The 13,608-nt window shown below is 61.6% G+C and carries 10 protein-coding genes; 5 read left to right on the top strand and 5 right to left on the bottom strand.

The genetic code is table 11. The features are described 5' to 3' along the window. The first annotated feature begins 8 nt into the window (after positions 1 to 8). Both AB7535_RS23075 and wecB read left to right on the top strand, forming a co-directional pair. Positions 9 to 1,295: a class I SAM-dependent methyltransferase gene (locus AB7535_RS23075; protein WP_439036946.1), complete on the top strand. Its 1,287-nt coding sequence runs from the start codon at positions 9 to 11 to the stop codon at positions 1,293 to 1,295. 37 nt (positions 1,296 to 1,332) lie between these two features. Continuing rightward, a complete protein-coding gene (wecB, locus tag AB7535_RS23070; protein WP_439036945.1) occupies positions 1,333 to 2,415 on the top strand; it encodes a non-hydrolyzing UDP-N-acetylglucosamine 2-epimerase in 1,083 nt (360 codons plus the stop codon). Positions 2,416 to 2,517: 102 nt separating this feature from the next. Here wecB and AB7535_RS23065 read toward each other — a convergent pair whose 3' ends face one another. After that, on the bottom strand, positions 2,518 to 3,291 hold the full coding sequence (locus AB7535_RS23065; RefSeq protein ID WP_439036944.1) for a glycosyltransferase: 774 nt from the start codon (positions 3,289 to 3,291) through the stop codon (positions 2,518 to 2,520). A gap of 37 nt (positions 3,292 to 3,328) precedes the next feature. Next, the gene (locus AB7535_RS23060) at positions 3,329 to 5,749 is read right to left on the bottom strand and encodes a YfhO family protein (protein ID WP_439036943.1); all 2,421 of its coding nucleotides are present in this window, start codon (positions 5,747 to 5,749) and stop codon (positions 3,329 to 3,331) included. Positions 5,750 to 6,316: 567 nt separating this feature from the next. Here AB7535_RS23060 and AB7535_RS23055 point away from each other — a divergent pair. The 3 genes from AB7535_RS23055 (at position 6,317) to AB7535_RS23045 (ending at position 9,199) form a co-directional block, all read left to right on the top strand. Continuing rightward, positions 6,317 to 6,580: a hypothetical protein gene (locus tag AB7535_RS23055; protein WP_439036942.1), complete on the top strand. Its 264-nt coding sequence runs from the start codon at positions 6,317 to 6,319 to the stop codon at positions 6,578 to 6,580. Next, a complete protein-coding gene (locus tag AB7535_RS23050) occupies positions 6,577 to 7,131 on the top strand; it encodes a methyltransferase domain-containing protein (RefSeq protein WP_439036941.1) in 555 nt (184 codons plus the stop codon). The genes AB7535_RS23055 and AB7535_RS23050 overlap by 4 nt, the downstream gene beginning before the upstream one ends. 193 nt (positions 7,132 to 7,324) lie before the next feature. Beyond that, on the top strand, positions 7,325 to 9,199 hold the full coding sequence (locus tag AB7535_RS23045; protein WP_439036940.1) for a hypothetical protein: 1,875 nt from the start codon (positions 7,325 to 7,327) through the stop codon (positions 9,197 to 9,199). Positions 9,200 to 9,280: 81 nt separating this feature from the next. Here AB7535_RS23045 and AB7535_RS23040 read toward each other — a convergent pair whose 3' ends face one another. The 3 genes from AB7535_RS23040 to AB7535_RS23030 form a co-directional block, all read right to left on the bottom strand. Next, positions 9,281 to 9,709, bottom strand: coding sequence for a GlcG/HbpS family heme-binding protein (locus AB7535_RS23040; protein WP_439036939.1), 429 nt, complete (start codon positions 9,707 to 9,709; stop codon positions 9,281 to 9,283). Next, on the bottom strand, positions 9,702 to 12,677 hold the full coding sequence (locus AB7535_RS23035; RefSeq protein ID WP_439036938.1) for an FAD-binding and (Fe-S)-binding domain-containing protein: 2,976 nt from the start codon (positions 12,675 to 12,677) through the stop codon (positions 9,702 to 9,704). The genes AB7535_RS23040 and AB7535_RS23035 overlap by 8 nt, the downstream gene beginning before the upstream one ends. A gap of 104 nt (positions 12,678 to 12,781) precedes the next feature. After that, positions 12,782 to 13,519 (bottom strand): GntR family transcriptional regulator, encoded by a 738-nt coding sequence (locus AB7535_RS23030; protein ID WP_439036937.1) that lies wholly within the window; start codon positions 13,517 to 13,519, stop codon positions 12,782 to 12,784. Positions 13,520 to 13,608: the final 89 nt, after the last annotated feature.

Here is a 13,608-nt window from a genome sequence, read left to right as displayed (position 1 = left end):
CAGTCGTTATGGAAAGATTGCATCCGATTGACACCCAGAACGGTCGATGTGCATTTTGTGAGGCAGAGGGTCTGGTAGAAGTCATTGATTTCGGCGAGGTGGCGCTGGCCGGCGGGTTCTTGAAGGAAGAAACGTTCGCCCGAGAATCGAAATTCCGCCTGCGGGTGTGTTTTTGCCCGAGCTGCTACGCGGTTCAGGTTCCCGACAAGGTCGATCCGAGCCTCCTCTTCGCCGATTATTTTTACTTCTCGTCGGCGATCCGGACACTGAGGGAGCATTTCAACGATTACGCGACGGAGGTGGTTGCACGATTTGTCAATCCGCGCCATGCCACCGTGCTCGAATTCGGCTGCAATGACGGCATCCTCCTGAAGCCGCTGGCGGATCAGGGTATCGCCAATCTCATCGGCGTCGATCCGGCGCTCAATATTCTGAAGACGATAGACGATCCGAGAATCAACACGGTCCATGGCTTCTTTGACGAATCGCTCGTCGAGCAGTTGATCGGGCGTTTTGGCAAGGCCGATCTGGTTCTTGCCAACAATGTGTTCGCGCATATCCCTGACATCAACGGCGTTACGCGGGCGGTAGAGAGAATCCTGAAGGACGACGGCGTCTTTGTCTTCGAGGTGCACTATCTCGGCAAGATCATCCAGGATCTCCAGTACGATATGATCTATCACGAGCACCTGTATTATTACTCCCTGCTCGCGCTCGAAAATCATTTCGCTCGTCATGGCATGACAGTCTTCGACATCAAGCCGATACCGATTCACGGTGGCTCGATGCGTTATTATGTCTGCAAGAAGAACAGTTTCCATGCCAAAGACATCTCGGTCCGCGTGCATAATCTGCGGAACGAGGAGCGGGCGCTTGGCTATGACCGTCCGGAGACCTACACGACATTTGCTTCAAACTGCGCCGACCGTCGCCAAAGGCTGCTGGACCTGTTGACGCGGTTGCGAGCAAAAGGCCGCACGATCGCCGGTTACGGAGCATCCGGCCGAGCCAACACCATTATCCAGTATTGCGAGATCGGGCGCGAGCATCTCGAATACATGATCGATGATGCGCCGGCAAAGCACGGCTATTCGACACCCGGTTCGCATCTCATGATCCGCAGCAACGACGTGCTGCGTACGGATCCTCCGGATTATCTGCTGATCTTTGCCTGGAGCTTCTTCAATGAAATTGCGGCGAAGAGCGCAGACTACGTCGCGCAAGGCGGCCGGTTGATGGTACCGCTTCCCGATGTGCGGATAACGTTCTATCCGACGTCGGATGATCTGCTCTAGAAAAACTGAACTACCCCGGTAAAAGTCGGAGACTAGAATGAAAGTTATGTCGATTTTCGGCACGCGGCCGGAAATGATCAAGATGTGGTCGACGTTCAAGAAGCTTGATGCCCTGAACTTCGAGCACATCATGGTTCACACCGGCCAGAATTTCACGCCGGAGCTCAAGGATTTCTTCTTCCGCGATCTCGAGCTGCGCGAACCGGATCATCAGCTCAATATCGACACCTCGAGCTATTCGCGCGAAGTCGCCGACGTGATCATCAAGTCTGATCAGTTGTTCGAGCAGTACAAGCCGGACGCGCTGCTGATCCTCGGTGATACGTTCAGCGGATTGTCGGTGATGCCGGCGGCACAGCGCGGCATCAAGATCTTCCACATGGAGGCGGGGCTGCGGGCGTGGGACAAGCGGATGCCGGAGCAGCGCAACCGCATCCTGATCGACCACATGAGCAGCATCCTGCTGCCGTTCAATGCCTATCACAGGGAGAATCTCCTCCGCGAGAATATTCATCCGTCGAAGATATTCGTGTCCGGCAATCCGACGTTCGAGGTGATGCGTCACTTCCTGCCGCAGATCCAGGCCTGCGACGTTCTCAAGCGCCTGAACCTGTCGCCGAAGGGCTACATCCTGGTCACCGCGCACCGTAGCGAGAACGTCGACAATCCGGTCTATCTCGCCCGTCTGTTCGAGGCCTTCGGGGAGATGGCGCGCCGCTTCAAGCGCGAGGTGATCTATCCCATGCACCCGCGCACCAAGAGCAAGCTGAAGGATATCAAGATCGCCGACGGCGTTCGCGTCATGGCGCCGCTCGGATTCTACGACTTCAACAAGCTGCTCGCGGAAAGCTTCTGCGTGCTCTCGGATTCCGGCACCGCGCCGGAAGAGGCGCTGTTCTACAAGGTGCCGTGCGTCAGCCTGCGCATGACCACGGAACGACCGGAGACTGTCGAAGCTGGCGCCGTCGTGGTCGGCGGCATGGAAGTGTCCAACCTAGTTGACGCCGTTGAAACGGTGACCGGTCAGGATTGGCAGGTGCGGTACGACTTCAACGACAATTTCGCGGCCTCGTCGGTCGTGGTCAACTGCATCCGCAGCCAGATCACGAACTGGTTCTGAGCGAGCGGAAGGCGCTCGCCTGAGGGGTTGCCGGCCTTGAGGGGGTAGGCCGGCTTTCCCCGACCCTGGGTGCTGGAGACCGCGTGACGGTCTCCGGCGGCGTCATCTCTTGAAGATGTAGTGGAGATAGCGCCAGTAGATGCTCCACTGGTAGGTGAACTTCGACTCGGAGCCCTCTTCCTGCCTCACGGTCAGGATGTAGGGCACTTCGGCGAAGCTGAAGCCCATCTTGCCCGCAAGATAGACTTCCTCGATCAGGACGATGAAGCCTCTCTCCGTCGTCGGGAGCTTGGTCCAGGCCTCGGTCCGGATCGCGCGAAATCCGTTGGTGAAATCGGTGATCGGCAAGCCCATCACCATCCGGGCCAGCAGATTTCCTGCACGGGAGATCCAGTAGCGCTGCCAGGAAACGCCCTTGACGGTGCCCCCCATGTCGTACCGGGTCGCTTTCACGAGATCGACGCGGCGCCGCATGGGCTCGTAGAAGTTGGCGATGAAATGCGGCGCCTGCGTCCCGTCCGCATCCATGACCAGCGCGTACTCGAAACCATTCTCGGCCGCGACCCGGCAAAGGGTCCGCTGCGCTGCGCCGTAACCACCGTTCTGGGCGTGGCGCTCGAGAACGAGCGACGGAAACCTGCGCTGTAACTGAAGCAGGATCTCCCAGGTCTTGTCGCTGCTGCCGTCGTCGACCGCGATGATGGCCGTGCGCGTCGGGACCGTGCTCAGGAACGCAGAAATATTGGTCAAGCAGTTTTCGATTGCGGCCGCCTCATTGTAGGTGGGCAGCGCAATGCAGAAGCTCGGCAGTCCTTCGGCACTCTCCGTCGGGCGGGAACTCGCAGCAACGGACGAGGTGTCGGCGGGGTCTTGCAAGTGCAGATCTCCAACAGGCTAACCGATACAGGATCCACTATCCGGCCTGCCGGACCTGTGCGGACGCGCCGCCAGCGGCCCCTCCCATCAAGGCCCCCAGCCGCGGGTCAATCCATTGCCGGAATAGAACGAGACAAAGCAAGACGGCAAGCCCAATGCCCGAAAATATCTCGCCTATCAAGAATGTCCGGGGGGCATAGCGCATCTCGACGACATGCTTGCCGGGGTCCAGAAGCACGCCCCGGAAGGCCTGGTTGACCCGGCCAAGATGACGTTCCTCGCCGTCGACCCAGACCTTCCAGTTCGGATGCCAGGCATCGTTGAGCACCAGGACGCCCTTTTGCGACAGGCTGGCCGACATCTCGAGCCGGGTATGGTCGTAGCGCGTGATGTCGGCATATTCGGGCTGGCTCGGGGGCCCCGCGCTCGGGCCCAGAACTCCACGTGCTTTTGCCTCCGCTATGAAGACGGGATCGTCGGAGGTCACGACCTCACGCGGCGACCTGTCGATATCCAGCGGTGTCTGATGTCCTTCGGAAACCTGATGGACAATGAGCGCGCGCGGCAGGGGACCAGGGTTTTCGACGATTGTGAACATGGGATCCTGGTAACTGATCCGCCAGCCGGACCCCGTCACGAACTGACGAAGGCGCACATACGACGTCGGCAACACCAGGAACCTGACGCCGAGAAAATCGAGCCCGCGAAGATTGAGAAAATCGGTGTCAGGTGCCAGCACCAGGGTCGCGAATGTCTCCCAACGCTGGGCCGGATTGGGCAAGATCAGGCGATTGAAGAGATCCTCATAACGGGGGAACAGCTGAAAGTTCATCGAGCCGATCTGGTACAATCCATATGCGCTGCCGTATTCCGGCGGAACGCCCGGCTGCCCGTAACTCGCGACCCGGTGCAGACCGCCTTCCTTTTGCAGCATGTCGATGAACGGCGCAGGCTGCAGGAAACGGTCGTACCGCACCAGCTTGTAATGATTCACGTCGAACGTGAGCTCGCCCCAGGAGAGCACGACGAGGCTCAACGCCACGATGATCGGAGCGACCTGTGTTCGTCTCAGAATGATCAGTGCCACGCCTGCCTCGAGGAGGGCCAGTGTGACCCCGAGATAGAGCGGGTGCTTGATGTTCTCCCGGCCATAAAGGAGCGTTGTGTAGGCGAATGCTCCGCCAATCACCGCCGCGCCGGTAAGCAACGGGATCCAGCGTAGTCCACCCTCGAGCAGGGCGTGCAGTCCGAATGCGACGATGATCGAACAGACCAGCCCGATGCTGATCCATACATATTGTTCGCCGAGGTTGCCGAGCACCGGGATCGCATCGATGAGCGACGATACGCCGGCTACTCCGTAAACCCGCCCGATCAGCAGCAGGAGAACCGCGCAGAGGGGAATGAGGATGGTGCGCTGAAAGACCGGCCATGGCCGAACGATCTGGGTCGCGAGCAGGGCGCCGATGATGCCCTGGTGAAATGCGGAGTTGCCGCGCAGCTGTGTGAGCTGCGCGGTCGGGGCGACGTAGGACTCGAAGGCGTGCTTTGGCGTGAAGAGCGAGATCAGATTGAAAAGGTTGGTCGGGAAGAATTGCCGCTTTGCGTAGGAGTCGCCGGTGGCCATGTATTTCAGCGCTTCGAAGATCGGCAGATACACAACCGCAAGCGTGAGCAGAGCGAGCGCCACGCCGCCTAGCTGTCCCGCGATCAAACCGCCGGCGACCCTGGAAATCGAGCCCAATCCGCGCGCTCGCGAGATCGCATGTCCAACAGAAGCGGCAGCGCCGACCAGCAGGGCCGTTGCCATTGTCAGGATCGTCGTTGGCAGAAACGTCGTGGCGAGGATCAAGCCTGCCCCACACGAAACGCCCGCAAGCTTCAAAGCGCTCGGACGCCGCGCGAAGCTCACCAGTGCCAGCGTCAAGATCGGGAAATAGAGCCATGTCTGCGAGACATTCGAGCCCATATTGGCGACGTAATAGCCATTCAGCAGATATGTGACGCCACCGGCCAGCGCTGCGACGAACGAGAGCCGAAATTCGATCGTAAGCAGCACGAGCAGGCAAAAGACGGCGATCAGGTTGAAGACCAGGAAGACGGCGTGGAACGCCCCATCGCTGCCGCCAAGAAGCGCGGTCGTGATCGTCAGGGGCGAGGTCTTGATGTCAACGAGCGTTTCGGGGCCATATGAGCCGGTCGCCGAATACGGATTCCAGTAGATCGATTGCCCATCGCGAAAGCTGCGCCGGACGAACTGGATGCCAGGCTCAGACTGGAACGCGGCGCCCCCCGGATCGGTGAACCCGTCGGCGATGGTGCGGCTCTCCCGCTCGGGAAACAGCTGAACCTTGCTTTGCTTGTCGTAGGTGATGTTGACGATATTTGCGTTGCTCAAGCTGGCCTTGAGGAAGATGACGTCCGGGAATGCGCACACGATCAGGACGATCGCAGCCACCGCACAACGTCTGACAAGTCCTCGGTCGTTTGAGCCGGATCGACGATCTGCAAAAATCTCCAAAACCGAAAAGCCGCCCCACCCCGACATCGCAATAGATCCGCTTCACTCGTCTTGCAGCCGCAGCGCCAACGTGGCGGCTTTTGTGGCACCTGCCGCGCAACATAGCACGGCCACGCGGCGAGACGCGACGGCCCGTACGAATACGGATAAATCGCGTGCCCATTTGCGGGAGGGCCACGCCGCCGCGATTCGTCAATTCGCATTCTGAGTAGCCAACAGAGTTCTCACCGCGCGTGCCACGGAATCGGGCCGCCGCGGTTGCCGCGGCTTCGGCATCGACGGGTTCAGCGTCGGACAGCTCGTGGAGTCCAGAGCATGCCGTCAGGCTTCTTGACCCGCATCGTGCTGGTCGTTGGTTGGGTCCGGTGGCCCAAAAAGGCTGGTTCCAGAGGCCATTGGTGGCTCTTTTTGTTCTCTTAATACTGGAGGGCTTGCGGTTTACAGAGGCGTCAAATGTCGAAATTTGCTTGACAAGTGAGCATCATGCATCGCGAGGGCCTGGTTGTGGGTAAGAACGAAGAGCCGCGGGGCTCGAGGACAGTCGACGATTTTTCGAGCCAGTGGACGACGTTCCCCGACAACTCAGGCTATTTCGTTTCGATCGATCTGTTCGAGGACTCGCTCGCCGGTTTGCTGAGCTTGAAGGATTTCTCGGACAAGCGGGTTCTTGATCTCGGCAGCGGCACCGGTCGCATCGTGCGTTGGATCCTGAAGGCGGGTGCGCAGCATGTCTACGCGGTCGAGCCGGCGGAACGATCGAGATCTTGAAAGAGAATACGCGCGAGCGCTCCGAGAGAATTACCTACAAGAACTGCACCGGCGACAAGGTCGACATCGACTCCGATGTCGATGTCGCGGTTTCGCTCGGCGTCGTGAGCTATATCGAGAATCCGCTGCCGACGTTTCGTGCCATTCGCAATGCGTTGCGTCCCGGCGGTCGCTTCTTCGTGCTGCTGATGTCGCGGGAAGGAAACGCATTCTATTATTACTTCGTGCTTCCGCTACGATGGATGACGACCAAGCTGCCGGATTCCTGGCTCGTGGGCGTCTCCAGGTTCCTGGCTGGTTGCGCATCGATCTACGGCGCGCTGTGTCACGTCGCTCCGCTGCCGATGCATGTCTATTTTCGCTCGGTGTTCACGAAGGTCGCCTGGCGCGAACGGGTCATGCTCGTGTTCGACCAGCTGAACCCCACCTATGCACACTATTATCGCGGGCCGGAGCTCCGGCAGCTGTTCGAAGCCGCAGGATTTACCGACATCAAGATGATTCACAGGCATGGCTACAGCTGGGCAGCGATCGGCACGCGGCCGTCCTGACTTTCCCGCGTGCCAGGCTGGTGGCACCCGTTTTCGGTCCATCGATGCTGGCCGTGGTGAGCAAGTAAGCGGGAGTGCTTGGGGGCTCGAATGATCCCGGGTCGCCGGCGAGATCAGGAAGAGTCTGAGAATGCCTTGGAGGTGGGACTTCCTGGGTCTGCGGAAAGTAAGCCGCGGCGCCGTCGATCTGACCTTGCTTGCGCTGCTGAGCACGGTCGAGGTCTGGCTTCTCGTGCGGGATTTCGGTGTACGGCTATCGCAGCCGCCGATCGACGAAGGCCCGGTGGCGCACGCCTACTACTTCGCCAACCCCGGCAATTTCTCGCTAGATGCCTACATGACGGTCTGGACTCACGTTGGGATGAGCTCAGTCACGAACTGGCTTCCGGCGTTTCTCTTCAAATACCTCTCCGTCCCGCCTGAGATATTCTACGCGCTCTTCGTCATCTTGCAGGCCGCAGGCCTCAGCTGTGCCTGCTACTATTTCGCGATGACGTTGTTCAAGTCGCGGGGCATCTCCTGGCTGACCGCGCTCTTCGTGCTGATGTGGCGGCCACACTTCTTCAGTCCCGCACTGATTGGAGGGCTCGACTGGATGCCTTATGCCAATTGGTTGGCGCTGCCGTGCCTCATCATGGCGGCGGCAATGGTGGTCCAGGAGCGCGTCAGATCCAGCACGATATGGCTTGCTGTCGGCGCGGCCATTCATCCGATCATGGCGCTGATCGCCACCATGTTCGTTCTCGCCTATATCGTGACGCAGCGTGGACTGAATGTCAGAACGGTCTTGCTTGCCGCCGGTGCGGGTTCGGCAGTTCTCCTCGTGGCCTATGTTCCGGGCTACATTTCAACACGCGGACTGGCGACAATCTCGATGTCAGCCAAGGCGCTGTTGAACAACGCGCACATCTATCCTTTGGGGGCCGAGTACCCCTATGGTCTGGCAGCCTTCATCAACGGAATATTCTGGACGGTCGGACTGTTCCTGCTCGGGCTGTCCGGCCTCGCCGGCGCGAGCAGGCAGGCGCGCTGGTTCCTGTTCAGCGCGGGAGCGATGACGGGCTTGGCCTGTGCGCTGCATGTTCTTGCGGTGATCCTTCAATTTGCCCCCGTCATGAATCTGATCCTGTCGCGCGCCTGCATTCTTCTCCTTCTCGTGAGTATTCCCTTCGTCGTGCGGCGTTTGGTGGCTGATCTTGCGAGCGGGTCGCCGCTTCGGGTGATTGCCGCTCTGTTGCTCCTCTTCAATTGCTGCACGTTGTCGATCCTGGGGCTTGTCGCGCTTTCCTTGCGGCCGGCCGAAATTGCCGGGAACCGTGTCAGAACTGCTTTCGCCTGGATGGGGAGCGCGGTCGCCCTCGTGACGTCTGTCGTCCTGCTTGTTCGTCACGTGCCCGGTTATTCAGCAGCTGTTGATCAGAAGCTGCTTTTCTGGATGGGGAGCACGATCGGCTGGATGCTGACGGAAAACAGGCTCAGTCTGTTCAGGTGGGATCTGTTCATTGCGTGCACTGCGGTGATCGCGCTGGCGAGCATCTTTGCGCGAACCTCCTGGGGGCGGGATTTGATCGCCTTGCCTGCAAGGAAGCTGGTCGAATTTCGTGCGGCTGTTGCTGTCGTGGCCTGCGCTCTCATCGTTGCGATGTCGCTGGACAATGCCGCGACGGGCCTGGCGGAGACGACGGGTGTGCATCGTGACCTGTACGATGCCCAGGTCTGGGCGCGCGATCACGCCCGGCCCGGGTCGGCTTTCATCAACACCGGCTTGGCGCCGCTGGCCTGGCGCGGGGTCAGCAGGCGTCAGACCGTGGTGACTTATTTCGTCGGGAACGTCTACGTTTCGACTCCCGAGGCCCAGAAATACAACGCACGCCTGACCGATTTCAAAACACGGAACATGATCGTCGATGGTTCAGAGAGCTGGGCAAGGCTTGATGAAAACCAATGGCGCGCGTTTAAAAGCGAGTTTGGCGGGGACTACCTGGTTCGAAAAGCCGGGTGGAATTCGCTGTCATTTCCCGTCGTCTTTTCAAACCACTCATTCGTCATCTACAAGCTTGACGGCTAGAGCGAACGACGGAGGCCAGATTTTGGGCCTACGACATCAGCTGCGACGGGAACGTTCCGGCGCGGCTGACGCATCGGATATCTAGCCCGCGTTGGCCTTCAGTCCCGCCGCCTGGATGCCGGCGACCGCACAGGCCTCGTCATTGTCGGAGGTGTCGCCGGAGACGCCGACCGCGCCCAGCAGGGTGGTGCCGTCCTGGATCAGCACGCCGCCGGGGACCGGCACCAGCGCGCCCTTGGCGATCGTGTTCACGGCGTCGATGAAATAGGCCTGCTCCTGTGCGCGCTGGTACAAGGCGCGCGAGCCCATGCCCATGGCGAGCGCACCATAGGCCTTGCCGTGGGCGATCTCGGCGCGCATCAGGCTGGTGCCGTCCTGCGCTGCCGCGATCTTGAGCACGCCGCGTGCGTCCAGGATGGTGACGACCAGCGGCTTGAGCTTCAGCTCGGTGGACTTGGCGAAGGCGGCGTCGAGGATTTTGCGGGCGGTGTCGAGCGTGAGGTCAGCCATGGCTGGTTTCCTTTTTGGTGTGAGAAGTGGAATTTGCTCCGGCGCGGTCGAGGCTCATCGCCAGCACGCGCGCGACGTGAAGCGCTTCGCGCTGGGCGCCGTCGTGGATCTGATGCCGGCAGGAGGTGCCGTCGGCAACGACCAGTGTAGCTTGGTCGGCGCGCCGCACCGCGGGCAGCAGCGACAGCTCGGCCATCTCGATCGAGGCATCATAGGTGTCAGCACCGTAGCCGAACGCGCCGGCCATGCCGCAGCAGCTCGATTCGATGGTCTCGACCTTCAGGCCTGGAATGAGGCGCAGCACCTGCTCGACCGGCTTGAAGGCGCCGAAGGATTTTTGGTGGCAATGGCCATGGACGACGGCCTTGTCCGCGACGGTGCCGAGCGACAGCTGCAGCCTTCCGGCCTCCGCTTCGCGCACCAAAAATTCCTCGAAAGTCAGCGCGTGGGCGCCGACGGCCTTGGCATCGTTGTCCTTGCGCAGCGAGGCGAGCTCGTCGCGCAGCGTCAGCAGGCAGCTCGGCTCAAGGCCGACGATCGGTACGCCACGGGCGGCAAAGAGCGCGAACGCGGCCACTAGGCGGTCGAGTTCGGCCCTGGCTTCGTCGACGAGGCCGGCTGAGAGGAATGTACGGCCGCAGCAGAGCGGGCGACTGCCGCTCGCGGGCCTAGGCAGGTGCACGCGATAACCGCCCGCCGCGAGCACGCGGAGCGCGGCGTCGAGATTTTCGCGCTCGTAGATGCGATTGAAGGTGTCCGTGAACAACACGACTTCGCGTCCGGTCTCCGGCCCGACCGCTTCCGCGGGCGGCACGAATACGTCGCTGCGGAAGGCGGGCAGGGCGCGGCGTGCGCTGATGCCGGCAAAGCGCTCGAACAGCTTTCGGAGCAGCGGGCTGCGGTTGCGCAAATTGGCGAGTGGCGCGAAGCGCGATGCGAGACCGGCATAGCGCGGGAGGTAGCCGACCAGGCGATCGCGCAGGGTCAGGCCATGGGACGCGGCGCGGGCGGCGAGCACCTCGATCTTCATCTTGGCCATGTCGACGCCGGTCGGGCATTCGTGGCGGCAGGCCTTACAGGAGACGCAGAGTTTTAGGGTCTCCATCATCTCGTCGGAGGACAACGCGTCGGGACCGAGCTGGCCGGAGATGGCGAGCCGCAAGCTGTTGGCGCGGCCGCGGGTGACGTCCTTCTCGTTGCGCGTGGCGCGATAGGACGGGCACATCACGCCGCCCTCGAGCTTGCGGCAGGCGCCGTTGTTGTTGCACATCTCGACCGCGCCCTGGAATCCGCCGCCGGCGCCGGGATAGGCGGACCAATCCAGCTTCGTCTTCAACTCGTTGACGCGGTAGTTGGGTTTGAAGCGGAACAGCGAGCGATCGTCCATCCGGGGCGCATCGACGATCTTGCCGGGATTGAGGACGCCCTCGGGATCGAAGCGGCTCTTCACCTCCCTGAAGTCGGCGACGAGACGCTCGCCGAACATGGTCTCGTGGAATTCGGAGCGCACCAGGCCATCGCCATGCTCGCCGGAATGCGAGCCCTTGTACTCGCGCACCAGCGCGAAGGCTTCCTCGGCGATGGCGCGCATCGCCTTGACGTCCTTCTCCAGCTTCAGGTTCAGCACCGGCCGTACGTGCAGGCAGCCCTCGGAGGCATGCGCATACATCGTGCCGCTGGTGCCGTGCTTTGCGAAAACCTCGCCCAAGCGCGCGGTGTAGTCGGCCAGATGCGGCAACGGCACGGCGCAATCCTCGACGAACGAAACCGGCTTGCCCTCCTGCTTCATCGACATCATGACGTTGAGGCCGGCGGCGCGGAAATCGGCGATGCCGCTTTGCAGCGCGGGCTCGGTGATCTCCACCACGCCGCCCCATTTACGCTTGTCATTATTCCAGCCGAAGCCGAGATCGCCCATCAATTCGCCGAGTTGCTTGAGGCGCACCAGATTGTCGGCCTGGTCCTCTTCGGCGAATTCGACCACCAGAACGGCATCCGGATCGCCCTTGATGGCGGCAGAGATGATCGGCCTGAACATCGCGATGTCGCGGCCGAGCGCGAGCATGGTGCGGTCGACCAGTTCGACCGCGATCGGCTTGAGCTTGACCAGGTGCTGGGCGGCGTCCATCGCCTCGTAGAAGCTGCCGAAATGGCAGATGCCGAGCGCCTTGTTGCGGATGACAGGCCACAGCTTCAGCTCGACCTTGGTGGTGAAGGCGAGGGTGCCTTCGGAGCCGACCAGGAGATGCGCCATGTTGTTGCGCGCATTGCGCGGCGTCAGCGCATCGAGATTGTAGCCGCCGACACGGCGCTGCACCTTGGGAAAGCGCGCAGCGATCTCGTCGGCCTCGCGGGCGCCGAGATCGAGCATGTCGCGGAACAGGGCGCGCGCGCTGTCGTTCGCATCGAGATCGGAGAGATCACGCGACACCTCGCCGTACCGGCCCAGCGTGCCGTCGGCGAGCGCCGCCTCCATCGACAGCGTGTTGTCGCGCATCGTGCCGTAGCGCAGGCTACGGCCACCGCAGGAATTGTTGCCGGCCATGCCGCCGATGGTGGCGCGCGAGGCCGTGGAGACGTCGACCGGAAACCATAGGCCGTGCTTCTTGAGCTGGCGGTTGAGGTCGTCGAGCACGATGCCGGGCTCGACCACGCAGGTGCGGCCGGCGACGTCGAGCGACAGGATCCGGTTCAGGTGCTTCGAGAGATCGACCACGAGGCCGTCATTGACGGTCTGGCCGCATTGCGAGGTGCCGCCGCCGCGCGGGGTGACCTTCAGTCCCTCGTCACGGGCGATCGCCAGCGCCCGCAAGGCCTCGTCCATGGTCCTGGGCACGACCACGCCGGCCGGCATGATCTGGTAGAACGAGGCGTCGGTGGCATAGCGGCCGCGGCTGAAGCCGTCGAACAGGACGTCGCCGGTCATTTCCGCGCGCAGGCGCCGTTCGAGCGAGGAGGCGTTTGTCATCCCTGGTCCCGGATTGGCCCAGCGAGGCCCAGCCTTGCTGAGTTATTCATTATTTCTCACGACGGATTATATTATGAATTCAAAATGAGCAAGTCCGTCGCCCCTCAGGGCGAGCCCGGCGCGTCCTCTTGGGGCTCGGTTAGGTGCTCGATTGCGGCCGCCCGCTTGTTGCGCAGGTGCTGGAACAGGATGTCGCTGAGCTCGCTGGCGGCGCGGCGGCGCAGCGCGTCGAGGATAGTCTCGTGCTCGCGCATCGCTTCCGCCCAGCGCTGCCGCTTGCGGGCGAAATTGGCGGAGTAACGGACCCGGCGGATGCGGCCTGCGAAGTTGGCGTAGGCGGTCTTCAGCGTCTCGTTGCGCGCGGCCGCGACGATGCTTTCGTGGATGCGCTGGTTGGTCTGGAAATAGCCGTGCATGTCGCGATGCAGATAGTGCCCGTACATCTCGTAATGCAGCTGCTCGATCGCGGTGATTTCCTCATCCGTAATGGCTTCGCAGGCGAGGCGCCCGGCAAGGCTCTCCAGCCCCGCCATGACGTCGAACAGCTCCTCGAGGTCGCGCTGGCTGAGTTGGCGGACGCGCGCGCCGCGGTTGGGCAGAAGCTCGATCAGGCCCTCGGAAGCGAGCACCTTCAGAGCCTCGCGCAGCGGCGTGCGGGAGATGCCGAGCATCGCGCAGAGCTGGCGCTCGGGGATGCGCGCGCCGTCGGGAATATTGCCCTCGACCACGTAGTCGCGCAGCCGCAGCAAGATCTCGCCGTGAAGCGAGGCCTCCTGGCGGTCGCCGCCATTTGCGGCTGGTGGGGCGATCGGAACCCCGGTGTCGGGAATCGTGGATTTCATTTGCAGCACAATAGTTTGCCTGTTTGATCGCGTCGATGTTCACAATCGAATACCAAAATTCGATTGAAATGACAAAAAATGAATGCAAG

Source organism: Bradyrhizobium sp. 956_D2_N1_4, assembly GCF_052076025.1.
Lineage (GTDB): Bacteria > Pseudomonadota > Alphaproteobacteria > Rhizobiales > Xanthobacteraceae > Bradyrhizobium > Bradyrhizobium barranii.
This window is presented reverse-complemented; position numbering and strand designations above follow the sequence as displayed.

Bases quoted from the DNA above. Each gene is read 5' to 3' on its own strand.
- AB7535_RS23040 (WP_439036939.1), bottom strand. From the start codon at position 9,709: ATGGCTGACCTCACGCTCGACACCGCCCGCAAAATCCTCGACGCCGCC.
- wecB (WP_439036945.1), top strand. From the start codon at position 1,333: ATGAAAGTTATGTCGATTTTCGGCACGCGGCCGGAAATGATCAAGATG.
- AB7535_RS23035 (WP_439036938.1), bottom strand. From the start codon at position 12,677: ATGACAAACGCCTCCTCGCTCGAACGGCGCCTGCGCGCGGAAATGACC.
- AB7535_RS23075 (WP_439036946.1), top strand. From the start codon at position 9: ATGGAAAGATTGCATCCGATTGACACCCAGAACGGTCGATGTGCATTT.
- AB7535_RS23030 (WP_439036937.1), bottom strand. From the start codon at position 13,519: ATGAAATCCACGATTCCCGACACCGGGGTTCCGATCGCCCCACCAGCC.